11 protein-coding genes are annotated in these 16,061 nt (G+C 68.3%); 7 read left to right on the forward strand and 4 right to left on the reverse strand.

Annotated features, from left to right (window positions below; all coding sequences use genetic code 11):
* The first annotated feature begins 37 nt into the window (after positions 1-37).
* The 3 genes from KO481_RS15775 (at position 38) to eccB (ending at position 2,183) form a co-directional block, all read left to right on the forward strand.
* On the forward strand, positions 38-358 hold the full coding sequence (locus tag KO481_RS15775) for a WXG100 family type VII secretion target (RefSeq protein WP_215917841.1): 321 nt from the start codon (positions 38-40) through the stop codon (positions 356-358).
* 23 nt (positions 359-381) lie between these two features.
* Entirely contained in the window at positions 382-678 is a 297-nt protein-coding gene (locus tag KO481_RS15780) for a WXG100 family type VII secretion target (protein WP_215917842.1), read from the forward strand.
* Positions 679-782: 104 nt separating this feature from the next.
* The gene (gene eccB / locus KO481_RS15785) at positions 783-2,183 is read left to right on the forward strand and encodes a type VII secretion protein EccB (RefSeq protein WP_245400917.1); all 1,401 of its coding nucleotides are present in this window, start codon (positions 783-785) and stop codon (positions 2,181-2,183) included.
* A 98-nt stretch (positions 2,184-2,281) separates the two neighbouring features.
* Here the strand turns inward: eccB and eccA are convergent, their stop codons facing one another.
* Positions 2,282-4,102, reverse strand: coding sequence for a type VII secretion AAA-ATPase EccA (gene eccA, locus KO481_RS15790; RefSeq protein WP_215917844.1), 1,821 nt, complete (start codon positions 4,100-4,102; stop codon positions 2,282-2,284).
* A 248-nt stretch (positions 4,103-4,350) separates the two neighbouring features.
* On the opposite strand from eccA, the gene eccD reads away from it, so the two are divergent.
* The 4 genes from eccD (at position 4,351) to KO481_RS15810 (ending at position 12,923) form a co-directional block, all read left to right on the forward strand.
* Positions 4,351-5,760, forward strand: a complete 1,410-nt coding sequence (gene eccD, locus KO481_RS15795) for a type VII secretion integral membrane protein EccD (protein WP_308166634.1) — start codon at positions 4,351-4,353, stop codon at positions 5,758-5,760.
* Positions 5,761-5,864: 104 nt separating this feature from the next.
* Entirely contained in the window at positions 5,865-7,220 is a 1,356-nt protein-coding gene (mycP, locus tag KO481_RS15800; RefSeq protein ID WP_215917935.1) for a type VII secretion-associated serine protease mycosin, read from the forward strand.
* A 33-nt stretch (positions 7,221-7,253) separates the two neighbouring features.
* Positions 7,254-11,279: a type VII secretion protein EccCa gene (eccCa, locus tag KO481_RS15805; protein ID WP_215917846.1), complete on the forward strand. Its 4,026-nt coding sequence runs from the start codon at positions 7,254-7,256 to the stop codon at positions 11,277-11,279.
* Positions 11,280-11,294: 15 nt separating this feature from the next.
* Positions 11,295-12,923 (forward strand): hypothetical protein, encoded by a 1,629-nt coding sequence (locus KO481_RS15810; protein WP_215917847.1) that lies wholly within the window; start codon positions 11,295-11,297, stop codon positions 12,921-12,923.
* 19 nt (positions 12,924-12,942) lie between these two features.
* Here KO481_RS15810 and KO481_RS15815 read toward each other — a convergent pair whose 3' ends face one another.
* Genes KO481_RS15815 through KO481_RS15825 form a run of 3 tightly spaced genes read right to left on the reverse strand, consistent with a single transcriptional unit; the run spans position 12,943 to position 16,024 of the window.
* Positions 12,943-13,764, reverse strand: coding sequence for a carbohydrate ABC transporter permease (locus tag KO481_RS15815; RefSeq protein WP_215917936.1), 822 nt, complete (start codon positions 13,762-13,764; stop codon positions 12,943-12,945).
* Positions 13,765-13,799: 35 nt separating this feature from the next.
* Positions 13,800-14,717, reverse strand: a complete 918-nt coding sequence (locus tag KO481_RS15820) for a carbohydrate ABC transporter permease (protein ID WP_215917848.1) — start codon at positions 14,715-14,717, stop codon at positions 13,800-13,802.
* Positions 14,714-16,024 (reverse strand): ABC transporter substrate-binding protein, encoded by a 1,311-nt coding sequence (locus tag KO481_RS15825; protein WP_215917849.1) that lies wholly within the window; start codon positions 16,022-16,024, stop codon positions 14,714-14,716. Before KO481_RS15825 ends, KO481_RS15820 begins: the two co-directional genes overlap by 4 nt.
* Between the last annotated feature and the right edge of the window lie 37 nt (positions 16,025-16,061).

Consider the following 16,061-nt stretch of genomic DNA (forward strand, 5'->3'; position numbering starts at 1 on the left):
GGGTGAAACCAGACACAACACAACCGAAAGGAACAGCGTGATTACCAGCAATATGCGCGAAATTGATGTCGATGCCCATGCGGCCGCGACGAGGAAGCTATCCGATCAGGTGGATGCGATGCGTCAGGTCGTCCAGCGAATGGGCACGACCTCGCAGGATTCGATGCAGGTCTGGCAAGGCCAAGCCCAGAATGCGCACCAGCAGTTTCAACAGGACTGGCAAACGAGCGTGAAGTCACAGGTCCTGCAGGCCCTCGACTCGCTTTCCCGGACACTGCACAGCGGTGGCCAGAATGCCGCCCACGTCGAGAATGCCAGCGCGCACACATTCAACAACGTTCACACCAACTTGATCTAGTACCCGACCGAAGGATTTTCGAGATGACATCGCCGATGACCCGCTACGACAGTGGCGGTATGGACGATTACCACGCGACCATGACCAAATGGATCGGAGAGCTGCAGAGTTGCCTGTCCGGCGTGCACGGCGCACACCGCGAACTGCAGAACGTGTGGACAGGTGCCGCCCGGGAGGCCTGTGACAACGCGGTTCAGCATTTGACGAATATCTGCAACAACCACATCGCCACTGCGGGACACGGCGTCAATGCCGCCCGGAAGTCGCACGACGACTTCGTCAGCTACGACGGCAGCTTCGCCAGCAAGATCGGCTGCTGATCCCAGTTCCCGAACAACACATATAGCGGCGGTCTGCCCCGGCAGGCCGCCGCTTCGGTCGTCGCACACCTCCCCAGCCGGTTCGGAGAAATATGCCCTCCCAGTTGACAACCAGGGCCCAGGTCAACGGATACCTGTTCCTCATCAAACGGCTCGAGCACGCGCTGATCCGCCGCGACGTGCGCATGCTGCACGACCCGATGAGCACGCAGTTCCGTTCCCTGGTCGCCGGCACGGTGCTGGGCATGCTCGCGCTCGGCGCGTGCGCCGTGCTGGGCCTGCTACGCCCGCAGGGGTCGGTCGAGAACGCGCATATCATCCTCGGCAAGGGCAGCGACGGGCTGTACGTGATCCAGAACGGAAAGCTCGACCCGGTACTGAATCTCGCGTCCGCACGGCTGATCGCCGGTGCGCCCGAGACTCCCGATTCGGTGGCCGAGTCCAAGCTGACCGCGTATCCCCGCGGCCCCCTGCTGGGCATCCCCGGGGCGCCGACGGCGCTACCCGGATCGGCGGTCGACGGGTCGCAATGGACACTGTGCCAGGCGATGACGCCGATTTCGGGCGCCTCGACCCTGGTCTTCGCCGGGCGCCCGGATCTCACGGACGGCGCGCGGGCGCTCGGGCACGACGAGGCGCTGCTGGTGTCGAACCAGGGCAAGACGTATCTGCTGTTCGACGGTAAGCGTGCGGAATTGGACCCCGAGAACGACGCGGTATCGCGGGCGCTGCAACTGCAGGGCGCCTCGGTCCGGCCGATCGGCACCGCGCTGCTGGATGCCACCGTGCCGGTTCCGGCGATCGCCCCGCCGGTGATTCCGCATGCGGGACAACCGGGCCCGGTCCGGAACACCAGGATCGGGCAGGTGATTCAGGTCAGCGACGTCGGCACGGGCGAGCTGTACGTGGTGCTGCCGAATGGGGTACAACGGATTTCACCGCTCGCGGCGGAGGTGATCCGCAACTCGGACTCCCTCGGCGTCAGCCAGATCGTGACCCTGCCCCCGGACCTGCTCGCGGGTATCCCTGTGTTGCACACACTTCCGACCGACGGCTTCCCGGCGCGGCGACCGACGATCCTGCCGACCGATCCCTCGCCGGTGGCCTGCTCGTCCTGGTCGCGTGCGGACGACAATCACGATGCCGCCCTGACGCTGATGGTGGGCCGGTCCTGGCCGCTGCCGTCTACCGCGAATCCGGTGCAGATGGCCGACGGCAACGGCAGCCCCGACCGCGTGGACGCGGTGTACCTGCCGCCCTTTTCCGGAGAGTTCGTGCGCATCACCGGAATTGCCAGCGACAGCGTCCGCAAGGACGGCCTGTGCTACATCAGCGATACCGGGATCCGGTATGGCATAACGGATCCGGCGACGGCCGCGATTCTCGGCATGCCAAAGACCCCGAAACCGGCGCCCTGGGAGATCATCGGACGCTTGGCGGGCGGGCCCATGTTGAGCAAGGACGCCGCCGCGGTCGCGCACGACACCCTGCCGACCGGCCCGTAGTGGGGCCGGTCACAGCCCCAGCGCTCCCATCACTTCGTTCCAACGATGCCGCCGCGGTCGCGCAGGACCCCTTGCCGATCGGTCCGTAGTGGGGCCGGTCACAGCCCCAGCGCTCCCATCACTTCGTCCAGTGCGCGGCGCATGTCCTGCGCTTCGATCCGCATCAGCGCGGTCTCGTCCAGATCGTGCAGATCCAGGTTGCTACCCTCGCCGGTGAGCCGGAATTCCCGTTCCTCCTCGGCCATTTCGATCACGTTGCGGATGAATCGGCCGTTGCCCACGATATCGATGGCACGCCTCGGGGCCCCACCGGCATCGGTGCGCTGCTGTGCGTAGAGGCTCTCGCAGCGCTGCACCAGCACCGCGAACGCCTCCTCGGACAGGGTGGAGTCACGCTGACCGGCAATGACCCGTCCGATCTCGCCGAGCTCACCGGGGTTGTAGGAGTCGAAGCGAATGCGCTTGGAAAAGCGTGACGCCAGACCGTCATTGGCGGCCAGCAGGCGCTCGATCTCACCGTCGTATCCGGCGATGATCACCACGAGCCGGTCGCGGTCGTTTTCCATCCGCGCCAGCAGCGTGTCGATTGCCTCCTGGCCGAATGCGTCCCCGCCGGCCAGGCCGGTCTGAATCAGGGTGTACGCCTCGTCGATGAACAGCACCCCGTCCATCGCGGTGTCGATCAGCGCGGAGGTCTTGATGGCCGTGCTGCCCAGATGCTGGCCGACGAAGTCCATCCGCTTGGCCTCGACAACCTTGTCGGTCTTCAAAATTCCCAGGCCGCAATAGATCTTGGCGACCACCCGGGCGACGGTGGTCTTGCCGGTGCCGGGCGGACCGGTGAATGCCAGGTGCTGCCCGCGCGGCACGCTGGCCAATCCCTTGTCGGCGCGAATCTTTGCCAGCATCGCCGTCGACTGCAGCTTCGCCACCTGGGTTTTCACCGCCGCGAGACCGACCTGGGTGTCCAGTTCGGTCCGCGCGAGCCGCATGGTCTCGTCGGCGCTGTCGCGCTGCCGCAGGCGTTCGGATTCGGCCGGGTCGGGCGCCGAGGCCGGATCCCAGCGGTCGGTGCGGGCGGCGATCTGCTCGCGGGAGGTCAGCGTGAGCCGGAACTTCGGGTCCCGCAGGGCCGCGGCGTTGGCCTCGAAGTCCGGCGCCTCCGAATAGACCTTCTCGAACAGGCCGCGGGCCTGGTCCTCGTTGCCCTGCTCGCGCAGGCACAGCCCGCGGCAGTACATGGCCGAGGTGCGGGCGCCCGGGATCGGTCCCTGCTCGGCCAGCTCCAGTCGCCGGATCGCCTCGCCGAACAACCCCAGCTGTGCGCACGCCGAGCCGACCATGACGTGGGCGCCGGTCGCCAGGTATCTGTCGGCCCAGTCGGCCGAGCCGGACAGCACCGTCATCACGTCGCTCCACCGCTGCGTTGTGTAGTGCAGGTGCGCCCGCGCATAGGCGCAGATGTGGTCGTCGAACACCGTATCCTCGGTCGCCGCGTCGGTCCGCCGCTGCAGGTCGAGCCGGTCGAGCACCTCCTCGGCCTCGTCGTATTCGCCCGCGCCGACCAGCGAGGTGGCATACGCGACCGCGATCTCCACCGCGCTGCACAGCGGGTAGTCGACGTACGCGCCGATGACGAATCGGCCCGCGAGCTGGCGCGGTGCGAGCCCGAGACGCCGCTGCTCGCGTCCTAAGGCCGAGCTCGCGCGGTACAGGTTGAACAGCACGTCGTGCGTAAGGTCGCCGGCGGCGGCGCGTCCGAGCCAGGCGTCGGCCATCGCCGGATCCCATTCGGCGGCATGCTGGAACGCCTTTCGCGCGTACTCGCGATCGGGCGTGGTCTGCCGGCCGTTCACGACGAGCCCCAGCGACATGACACCGGCGTCGAAAACCCTCTGCGCCTGCCGATTTCCGCTCATTCGAATTCCAGCTCCCAGTGATGCGCGCCCGACCCGCGGGATGCGTCGGTCTACTGGCACAGGGCGGCTTGATTACCCTAGGAGTCGTTGCGGGACAGTGATTTCCCAGCAGTGGTGAGAGTTGAGGGCCGCGCTCCGCCGCCGTCGATACACTCGGCGCGTTCGAGAACCCTTCGACACCGGGGACGGCCTTGATCGAAACTGCACAAGATCGCCCGGCCGGGGCACCCGAATTGTCCAGGGTGTCGGTGGTCGGCGGAAACACCCAGGTGGACTTGGCATTACCCGCGACGGTGCCGATCGTCGCCATGATCGACGAGATTGCGGCGCTGATCGACGGCCGCACCGCGAACTGGGCCGAACCGGAGGATGCGCCGATTCCCACCCAGCATTGGACTCTCGCCCGGATCGGGCAGGAGCCCATCGAGCCGGAGGCAACCCTCGCCGAGGCCGGGGTGCGCGACGGTGAGCTGCTGGTGCTGCGTGCGATGGGCTCGAGCTCCGCCCCGGCGCTGTTCGACGACGTCATCGACGCCGTGGCTCGGTTGACCGAGCAGACGTTTCGCGCCTGGACCCCGGCGGCAGCGCGCTGGGCGGCCACCATCGCCGCGGTCCTGGGGACCCCCGCCGCGCTGGTGCTGCTGGTACTCGCCAAGGATCACGGCCAGGGCTGGACCGCAGGCGGGGTCGCGATCGGCGCCGGGGTGGCGGCGCTGGTCGCCGCGGTGATCGTGGCCCGCGCCTACGCCCAGGCGCTCCCGGCGACGGTGCTGACGTGGTGCGCGCTGCTGCTGATCGGACCGGGCGCCGCGTTGTTCGTGCCGACCCTCTTCGGCAGCGCGCATCTGCTGCTCGCGTGTGCCGTCGCGCTGGTCGTCACGGTCCTGGCCTACCGGGTGACGGGGGTGGGCGCCACACTGACCGCCGCGGCCATGACGGTGACCGTGTGCGGCGGGCTGGCCGCCCTGGTGGTGCTGCTGTGGCACGATCCGGCGAGCACGATCGGCGCCGGTGCGCTGCCGATCGGCCTGGTCCTGCTGTCGGGTGCGGCCCGGCTGGCCGCGGCGGCCTCACGCCTTCCGGTGCCGCCGGTGCCGACCGCCGGTGGGCGTATCGATCCCGCCGACCACGAACCGCGCCCGACCATCGAGGGCATCGGCGCGGTGGGCGCCACGGCGGTCGCCCAGGCGGCCGGCCTGGCCGACCGCGCGCGGGTGGCCAATCAATTCCACTCCGGAATCGTCATCGGCGCCACCGTCGTCGCGGCGACCAGCGCCCTGGTCGCCGCGAATTCCGGTGCCGACCACCGGCTTCCCGGTATGCTGCTCGCCGCGGTGGCGGGGGTGGTGCTGTGCCTGCGCGCGCGGGCCTTCGCCGACCTGATGCAGACCTCGACGTTGCTTGCGGGCGGGGGAATCACCCTGTGCGGCTTGGTGATCGGGATGGGCCTGCACGGCGAGACAGCCCTCGTTGCGGCGGCGATCGCGCTGCTGGTGCTGGTCGGGGGCGCGCTGGCCGGGGGATTCACCTTCGGTGCGGCCGACCCCTCCCCGGTGCTGCGGCGCGGCGGCGAACTGGTCGAATACGCGCTCATCGTGGCGATCGTGCCGTTGACGCTGTGGGCCATGGACCTCTACGCACTAGCGCGCAGCGTATGAGCTGGTCCGGGCGCGCGGGACCGAGCAGGACGATAGCTGGAAGGCGCGCATCGCGGGTGCACCGATGGTGCGCGGCGATTGCGGTGACACTGATCGCGACGGGCATGAATATGGCTCCCGCGGTGGCTGATTCGCCGATTTTCCGCACCCGGCAGGCGGTCGCGCCCCCCGCGGTCGATCCGGTGCTGGCGCCGCGGCCGGGCCTGCCGGCCCACCCACCGGAGGCGACCGAACAGCGGGCGCAGTGCGCGCGCCCGACGCTTACCGGCCGCCTACCGGACGCCGCGCCCGCCGCACAGGCGGCGCTGGATCTCCCGCAGGCCTGGCAGTTCAGCCGCGGCGGCGGCCAGCGCGTGGCCGTGATCGACACCGGGGTGAGCCGCCATCCGCGGCTGCCCCGGCTGATTCCGGGCGGCGACTACGTGTCCGACGGCGACGGCACCACCGACTGCGACGGACACGGCACCCTCGTGGCCGGTATCATCGCCGCGCAGCCGAGCGCCGCCGACGGATTCGCCGGCGTCGCACCGGACAGCACGATCCTGGCGATCCGGCAGCTCAGCCTGGAGTACGAGAACAAGGACTACAGCAACCACGACGCCGCGGGCGCCATGTCCCCCGGCGGAGTGGGCACGGTGCGGACGCTGGCCTCGGCGATCGTGCACGCGGTCGATCTGGGCGCCACCGTGATCAACATCTCCGAAGTCTCCTGTGCCGCAGCGGGAACCGAGCTCGGCGACGGCTCCCTGGGCGCCGCGGTGAAGTACGCCTACGATCGCAACGTCGTCGTGGTGACCGCGGCGGGCAACGTGGAGAGCGCCGGCGCCTGCAAGACCCAGAACGGTTCCGGATGGACCGGAGTGCAGACCGTCGCGAGCCCGGCCTGGTTCGGCCCCTACGTGCTGACCGTCGGATCGGTGGACGCCGACGGCTCGCCGTCGGAGTTTTCCCTTGCCGGACCGTGGGTTTCGGTCTCGGCGCCGGGCGTGGACCTGTACTCGCTCGACAGCGCGCCGGGCGGCACGGGTCTGGTCAACGCGATCCCCGGACAGGAGGGCCGGCCCGCTCCGGTCGACGGGACCAGCTTCTCCAGTGCCTTCGTCGCCGGGGTGGCGGCGCTGGTACGTGCGCGGTTTCCGGCCCTGTCCGCACGCGAGGTGATGGATCGGATCGTGCGCACCGCCCACACCCCGGGTGGCGGCCACGACGACCGAATCGGTTACGGCATAGTCGATCCGGTCGCCGCCCTCACCGCACAGCTGCCGGGCGTGTCCGCGGTCTCCGACATCGGGGTACGGCTGCCACCCACGCCGCGGCCGTCCGCCGTCGATCCGCGCCCGCGCCCAATCGCGTTGGCGGGTGCGTCCATCTGCCTGTTCGTGGTGGCGGTGGGAACCGCGGTCACCGGGCCCTTTCGCCGCCGGGCACGCCGCCGGATGACAGAGGGTGTGGACTATTGATCGGCGCTCCCACCATTGGGAAGGGTGAATGCAATGGGTAGTGAGGGTTTCGTCCGTCTGCCGCGGATTGCGCCGCCGCGGCCGCCGGGCGGCGAGGTCGTGGTGAACCCGCCGCCGGAGCTGGCCCGCAGCCTGCCCGGCGGCCTGCTGCCGAAGCTGCTGCCGCTGGTGATGGTGGCGGCGGTCGTGGGCATGATGGCGATGATGTTCCTGACCGGCGGGCGCAGCATTCTGACCAACCCCTTCGGGTTGATGTTCCCCCTGATGATGCTGATGTCAATGGGTGGCATGGTCCTCAATCGCGGTGGCGGGGGCCGCAAGAGCGCCGCCGAGCTCAACGAGGAACGCAAGGACTACTTCCGCTATCTCGACCAGCTGCGCGACGATGTGCGCGATACCGGTGGCTCGCAACGCGAGTCGCTCGAGTGGAGCCATCCCGAACCGATCGATCTCACGTCGCTGATAGGAACGCGGCGGATGTGGGAGCGCCGCCCCAACGACCCGGATTTCGGGCATGTGCGCATCGGAATGGGCAGCCACCGCATCGCCACCGCGCTGTCGTGGCCCGAGACCGCGCCGGTGGAGGATCTCGAACCGGTGTCGACCGTGGCGCTGCGTCGTTTCGTGCGCACCCATTCGGTGGTGCATCAGCTCCCGACGGCGTTGTCGCTGCGAGCATTTCCCGCCGTGAACCTCGAGGGCGACCGTGACCGAACCCGCGCCCTCGTGCGGGCGATGCTGGTGGAGCTCGCGACCTTTCACGGCCCCGACGACATGGCCGTGGCCCTCGTCTGTGAGGATCCCGACGGTCCGGACTGGGCATGGGCGAAATGGCTTCCGCAGCTGCAACATCCGCGGCTGCGCGACAGCCTCGGCAGCGCCCGCATGATGTACGAATCGCTCGCCGAACTCGAGGACGCGCTGCAGGACGAGCTGCTCGAGCGCGGCCGGTTCATGCGCAACGCACCGGCCACGCCCGGTCGGCGGCACCTGGTGGTCGTGATCGATGACGGTCACGTCGACGGTTCCGAACGCCTGGTCGCCGAGGCCGGGCTCGACTCGGTCACGCTCCTGGACCTCACCGCGCCGCAGACCGGACTGGCCGTGCGCCGGGGCCTGCAACTGGTGGTGACCGCGACCGCGGTGGCCGCGAAATCCGTGGGCAATCTCGAGGAATTCGCCACCCCCGACCAGGTCGGTGTCACCCTCGCCGGACATCTGGCCCGCCGGCTCGCGCCCTATCACGTGGCCACCGGCATGCAGATCGTGCAGCTCAGCGACGAGCCGCGGGCCGATCCGGGATTGATGGCGCTGCTGCGGATTCCGGACGCCGCGCAGATCGATCCGGGACAGGTGTGGCGCGTCCGCACGCCCAAGGAGCGTCTGCGCGTGCCCATCGGAGTGACACCGGACGGCGCACCAGTAGAACTGGATATCAAGGAGGCGGCCGAGAACGGCATGGGGCCGCACGGACTGTGCATCGGCGCAACGGGTTCCGGCAAATCCGAATTCCTGCGCACCCTGGTGCTGTCCCTGGCGACCACGCACTCGCCCGATCAGCTGAACCTGGTGCTGGTCGACTTCAAGGGTGGCGCAACGTTTCTCGGGCTGGATCCGCTGCCGCACGTGGCTGCGGTGATCACCAACCTCGAAGAGGAACTCTCGATGGTCGACCGCATGCGCGACGCGCTCGCGGGCGAACTGAACCGTCGTCAGGAGCTGCTGCGTTCGGCGGGCAATTTCGCCAATGTCACCGAGTACGAGCGGGCCCGGTCCGTCGGCGCGCCGCTGGATCCGTTGCCGGCGCTGTTCGTCGTGGTCGACGAGTTCTCCGAGTTGCTCTCGCAGAAACCAGATTTCGCGGAGCTGTTCGTGATGATCGGGCGGCTGGGCCGGTCGCTGCGCGTGCACCTGCTGCTGGCCTCGCAGCGGCTCGAGGAGAACCGGATGCGCGGGCTGGATTCGCATCTGTCGTACCGGATCGGCCTGCGGACCTTCTCGGCCAACGAATCCCGCCAGGTGCTCGGCATCACCCACGCCTATCATCTGCCCAGCCAGCCGGGCGCGGGGTACCTCAAGACCGACGCGGCAGATCCGTTGCGGTTCAACACTTCCTATGTGTCGGGGCTCTATGTGCCGCCGCGCGGGGCACGGCAGGCCGGGACCCTCGCAATCGCCGGACAGCCGCCCCGGCGCTTCACCGCCGCCGCGGTCGGGAACGCCGAGCAGGCAGCGCCGGCCCGGGTCGAGCTGCCGGATCTGGATTCGCTGATCGCCGATGCGCAGGCCGGTGGGGTCGGGGATTCGCTGCTGCAGGTGGTCGTCGGGCGGCTGCGCGGGCACGGACGCCCGGCCCACGAGGTCTGGCTGCCTCCGCTGGACGTGTCACCCTCGGTGGACATGCTGCTTCCGGACCCCGACTGGCGGGCGCCGGTCAATCGCAACGGGCGCCTGCAGATGCCCATCGGTGTCATCGACAAGCCGTACGAGCAGAAGCGCGACGTGCTGGTCGTGGACCTGGCCGGGGCGCAGGGCAATGTGGCGGTGGTCGGCGGCCCGCAGTCGGGCAAGTCCACCACACTGCGAACGGTGATCATGGCCGCGGCCGCCACGCACACACCGGACCAGGTGCAGTTCTACTGCCTGGATTTCGGCGGCGGCACGCTCGCGGCGTTGAACGGCCTGCCGCACGTCGGCTCCGCCGCCGGGCGGCTCGAGGCCGACCGGGTGCGCCGGACGCTCGCCGAGCTGATCTCGCTGATGCGCCGTCGCGAGGAACGCTTCCTGGCCCTCGGAATCGAGAATATGCAGGAGTTCCGCAGGCGCAAGGCGCAACTCGCGGCGCTGCCCGAGGCCGATCGGGCCGCGCATCCGCTGTCCGCGGACGTGTACGGCGACGTATTCCTGGTCATCGACGGCTGGGCCGCGTTCCGCGAGGAATTCGAGATGCTCGAGCCGGTCGTCAATGCGATTGCCACACAGGGGCTTTCCTATGGTGTGCACCTGATGCTGACGGCCTCGCGCTGGATGGAGATCCGACCGGTCGTCAAGGACCAGCTCGGCACCAAGCTCGAACTGCGGCTCGGCGATCCGGGTGATTCGGAGATGAACCGCCGGGCCGCGGTCATGGTGCCGCCGGGCCGTCCGGGCCGCGGCATCACCCCGGGGGGCCTTCACATGCTGATGGCGATGCCGCGACTCGATTCGGACAGCGACTCGGCAACCCTCGCCGAGGGCGTCGTAGGGGCGAAAGAGGCTATGGCACAGCTGTATCCGGCTCAGCGGGCTGCCCAGGTCCGCATGCTGCCCGAACGGATACCGCGCTCCCAGGTGCTGGCTGCCGCGCACGGCATCGGGATCCAGGACGGCCCTACCCGCGTGGTGTTCGGCCTTGGCGAGTCCGAATTGCAGCCGGTGGTACTGGATTTCGAGGCGCAGCCGCATCTGATGATCTTCGCGGACGTCGAATCGGGAAAGACGACCGCGCTGCGCAACATCGTGACCGGGCTGGTGGCCAACGCCACTCCGGACCAGGCACGGGTGGTCCTGGTGGACTACCGGCGGACGATGCTCGGCGTGCTGGAGGGGGACCACCTGGCCGCCTACTCGACCTCGGCGCAGACCGCGCTTCCGACCGTCGAGGAGGTCGCGCGCTATCTGTCCAAACGCATTCCGGGGCCGGACATCACGCCGCGCCAGCTGCGCGAGCGCAACTGGTGGAGCGGGCCGGAGATCTACGTCGTGGTCGACGACTACGACATGATCACCTCGAGCAATCCCCTCACGCCGCTGCTGGAATTCCTGCCGCAGGCGCGGGACGTGGGGTTGCACCTGATCATCGCCCGGCGGGCCGGCGGCGCCGGACGCGCGCTCTTCGATCCGATTCTGGGCCCGCTGAAGGACCTTTCGGTGGACGCCCTGCTGATGAGTGCGCCCCGCGACGAGGGCGTGCTGCTCGGCGACGTGCGTTCGGCCAAGCTGCCGCCCGGACGCGGCACTCTCGTCTCGCGCAACCATCCCAACGAAATGATCCAGGTCGCCGACCTGCCCCCGCTGTAATCCACGAGGAGCACCATGGACACACCGACTCACCCGGACGACGGCCGCGAATCCGACGTCACCACAGCGGGATCGGCTCCCGATATCGGGTTCAGCCTCAATGCCGAACCGGACGACCCCGCACCATCGCGCGTTACCGCTGCCGCCGAGACCGCGGTCGACGACTCAGAGACCGCTGCCATCGGTCCGGATTCACGAGAAGTGCTGATAGACAGCGCATCCGAGGGTGATGACGGTGACGACACCAGGGTCGTGCCGGTCGTCGCGGCGCAGGTATCCACGGTCGAGGGCGGCATGGTGTCCGCCACCACCAGCGGCACCGGCACTCGAGAAGTGGGGACGCACAGCGCATCCGACGCGGCAGCTCGTGACGATGTGGACGTCGGGGAACAGCTGGACGAGGGCGAGGTTTCATCGCTCGCGCCTGCCCCGGCAGCAGTGATCGGATCTGCCGTCGCCGAGCAAGCTGCGACGCCCGGCCGGGCCGCGACAGACCACCCGCCCGCCGGAGGGGATACGCCCGAGGATGATCGGTCGCGCGAGCTGGCCTTCGGTCTCGCCCGGCGGCTGGCTGCCGACGCACCGCGGGAGTGGACGCGACTGGACGCGGTATTCGCGCTGACCACGACCGAAAGTGTCGCGCGAGTGTTCTACACCGGGCGCGACGAGGTCGTCGAGGCCGTGCCGAACCAGGTCGTGATGGATCTTGCGCATGCCCAGCGTGATTCGACCGCGGGCGGCCAGGACGGCCCGTGGTGGCGCCTGATCCTGGGCCTGACTTCGGACGGGGACGTCGAGGTCGACTACGACTACGGGGAGGAGCCGTTCCCGGCGGACCAGCTGTTCTCGCCCGAGGCCTACGAGAGCGACCTGGACGTGTATCCCCGTGAGCGACTGCCGGTGTGGCTGGCCGCCTACATCGACGACGACGGGGATCAGGGTCGCGACGCCGCGCAGGCGGTGTTCGAGGAGCGGCTCGATCGGGCCGCCGGGGTTCTCGCCGAGGCGGTGACGGACCTGCCCGCGCTCGATGTCCTGTGGGCGCGCTGGGTGAGTTTGGCGGCGGTGTTCGTGGCCACCGGTTCGGAGCTGGGGCCGCGGATCATGCCGTCCCAGGGCTGGTTCGAGGGGGCAACGCACAGCGGAAGCACGCTGTCGCTGCTGCCGGGCGGGCGTGCGGTGCTGTCCGGCGGAGTGTGGGAGGCGCCGGCGCTGGACGCTGCCTACAACGACGGCGAAGAGCTCCCCGAGCTGTATCGGGGGGCTCCGTTCTGGGTCGCCGACGAGGTCCTCAATCCCCGTGCTGGGCAGGGCATGCTGTCGTTCTGCTACTGGTGGGACGGAAATGGCTGGTACCGAGGCGAATCGCCGTCTCCGGCGGAGTTCGCCCGGGCCGTGCCGGGCGTCTGGACGACCGAGGTGGTGACCGATCTCATCGTGCGCCGACTCGGTGCCGATCGGCCCGGCGACGAACTGCTCAGCGCCGCAACGGCTCTCGTGGTCGCGGCCGAAGAGCGGTCGGTGCGTCGCGAGCTGATCACCGAACTCCTGGGCCAGGACTCGGAGTTCGATGTGGATGGCGCCTACTACCAGTTCTTCCTGGCCGAGCTGACCGAGCCGGAGCCGGCCGTCGCGCGAGGCTGACGTGCATCGGGGCTGCGGCTCACCGCCCCGCGAGGCCCGTGGTGGCGATGCCGCGGACGAATGCCTTCTGGGCGAAGGCATAGATGGCGATCATGGGCAGCAGCATCAGCGTGGATGCGGCCATCAGGACCGGCCAGTGCGAGGTGTACTGGCCCTGCATCCACACCAGCCCTAGGTTCAGGGTGGAGATGCTGGTGCGCTGGATCATGATCAGCGGCCACAGGAAATCGTTCCAGACCGTCACCCAGGTCAGCACCGCGAGCACTATGACAGCGGGGCGGGCGTGCGGCAACAGCACCCGCCAGTAGGTCTGCCAGACGGTGCAGCCGTCCAGGATCGCCGCCTCCTCCAATTCCGCGGGGAGCGTGAGGAAGAACTGCCGCATCAGGAACGTGCCGAAGGCGCTGCCGAAGAATCCGGGCACGATCATCGCCCACGGCGTATCCACCCAGCCGAAGGTGCGCATGAGAATGAACTGGGGGATCACGGTGACCGTGAGCGGGACCATCAGGGTGGCGAGGTAGGCCAGGAAGAGGGTGTCGCGGCCCTTGAACGGCAGGCGCGCGAAGGCATATCCGGCCAGCGAGCAGAAGAAGACCTGCCCGGCGGTGACGCATCCGGCGTAGACGACGGTGTTGACGAACATCTTGCCGAACGGCACGTATTCGAACACCAGATGGTAGTTGGACCACTGCGGATGCGCCGGGATCAGCGAATTGTTCAGCTGCCCTTGCTTTTTCAGCGAGCCGGACAGCGCCCACAGCAGCGGGAACAGCGCGCACCACGCCATCACCACCAGGACCACGTAGATCAGCAACCCGCGCACGCTGCGCCGCACCATGATTCGCTGCGCCACCGAGGGATCGGTCGAGGATTTCACTGTTCACCCCTCCGTCCCATCCGCAGCTGCAGATACGTCAGCAGCAGCAGAATCGCGAACAGCACCCAGGCCAGCGCCGACGCGTAGCCGAGATCGTCGAACTGGAAGGCGTTCTGGAACAGCATCATCCCGAAGATGTAGGTGCCCGATTCGGGCCCGCCGGCGCCGCCGGTCAGCACGTATGCCTGATCGAAGACCTGGAACGAGTTGATGATCGAGATCACGAACACGAACCCGAGCGCGGGCCGGATCAGCGGCACGACGACCGAGATGAATCGCCGGAAGCCCCCGGCCCCGTCGATCTTCGCGGCATCGATCAGATCCTCGGGCACGCCCTGCATCGCGGCCAGCAGCACAGCCGCGGCGAATGGCACGCTCTTCCAGATGCTGACCACGCACAGCGATACCAGCGCCCAGTGCGGATCGGTCAGCCATGGGACGGCTGGAATACCGAACCATCCCAGGATCGCGTTCACCACGCCGATATCGGAGTCGAACATGTAATGCCACACCACCGCCATAGCCGCGACGGAGGACACCAGCGGCAGGAACATCACGCTACGAAAGAACCCGATACCCTTGACTTTCGCGTTCAGTGCCCCAGCCACCGCCAGGCTGATCACCACCGCCGGCACCACCGTGGCGACGGTGAATATCACTGTGTTGACCAGCGCGACATAGAACATGCGGTCGCCGGTGAACAGCCGCCGGTAATTCTGAATTCCGACGAATCGCGGCGGATGGAACAGGTCCCACCGCTGGAAGCTCAAATACAGCGAGAACGCCAGCGGGATCAGCAGGAAGATCAGCACCGCAAGCAGATTCGGCACGATGAACCGCCGTCCGGCCGCGGCCCGCTTGCGGGTCAGCCCCGAACGCGGTCGCGGAATGGTCCGCTCCTGCACCGCGGTCATTCCGTCCCCCTGAGTAGATCGTTGATGTGACTGGTCACATCGCCCTTGAAATATGTCGCGGGCGCCGCACCGCGCAGGATGCGATCCGAGGCGCGACTGAACGCGTCGTCGACGCGCAGCCAGTTCGGTGTCACCGGAATGCCGTTCGAATTCGAGGGCCCGCCGGTAAGGACCTCGAGGTTGCGAATCCGACTGTGTGCGCTCGCGAATCCGGGGGAGTGCAGCACCGACTCGAGCACGGGCACGAACAAGCCCGAATCGGCCACGGCCTTCTGTCCCTCGGGCCCGGTGGCGAACTTCACGAATTCCCAGGCCAGATCCTTGCGCGGGCTGGCGGCCGAGATGCCCAGGCCCGTGGCGCCGATATCGGATTTCGCGCCCTGCCCGTGCGGGCCGACCGGCAGCACGGTGATGTCGAAATCCAGGTCTGGGGTGGTGAGCATCGCCTGGTACTGCCAGTGTCCGGTAAGCACCATGGCGGCCTTGCCCTGAGAGAACAGCTCGATGGAGGGCAGCGCCTCCGAATTGCTCGAGGGCGGCGCAACCTTGTGGCGCACCGACAGATCCGCGTAGAACTGGAAGCCCTCGATGAAATTGTCGCCGTCGATACCGGCCCGCTGCGGGTCGATCGCGGGGATGAACCACTGCCCGCCGTTGTTCATCCCGAAGATCGCCGCCGAATACCGCGGCACCGGCCAGGCGTCGACGAAACCCCACTGGGTAGTCTTGCCCGAGGAGTCGCGCTTGGTCAGTGCCTTCGCCGCGGCGAGGAATTCGTCGAAGGTCCAGGCATCCTGCCAACGCGCGGGCGGCGGCGCGACACCGGCCTGCTCGAACAGTTTCTTGTTGTAATACAGGAAGATCCCGGCCCACTGCTCGGGCAGCACGTACTGCCCGCCCCGATAGCGGAACAGCTCGTACAGTGCGGGCTCGCCGTCCTGCCGCAGGACCGCAGCGTGCGCGGGATCCTTGTCCAGGTAGGTGTTGAGGTTCTCGAGGATGCCCAATTCCACGAAGTGCGAATAGGACTCCCACTGCATCAGCACATCGGGGCATTTGCCGCCCGCGGCGTAGGTGAGGATCTGCTGACTCGGATCGGGGCCGGACATCTGTACCTGGATCTTGATGTCCGGCCGCAGCTTCGAGAACGCCTCGATGATCTGCATTCGTACGCGGGCCTCGTCGGGCGCGGCCTGGAAGAAGAACGTCAGCGCATCGGACTGGGACCCGCATCCGGCCAGGTTGGGGACGGCGAGGGCCGCAGCCGCTGCGGCACCGCCACGAAACAGATCACGCCGGTTGAGCATCGTTGCCCTCCTGTATCAGGTGGGGACGAACCGACGC

The organism is Nocardia albiluteola (assembly GCF_018860155.1).
In the GTDB taxonomy this organism is placed as follows: Bacteria; Actinomycetota; Actinomycetes; order Mycobacteriales; family Mycobacteriaceae; genus Nocardia; species Nocardia albiluteola.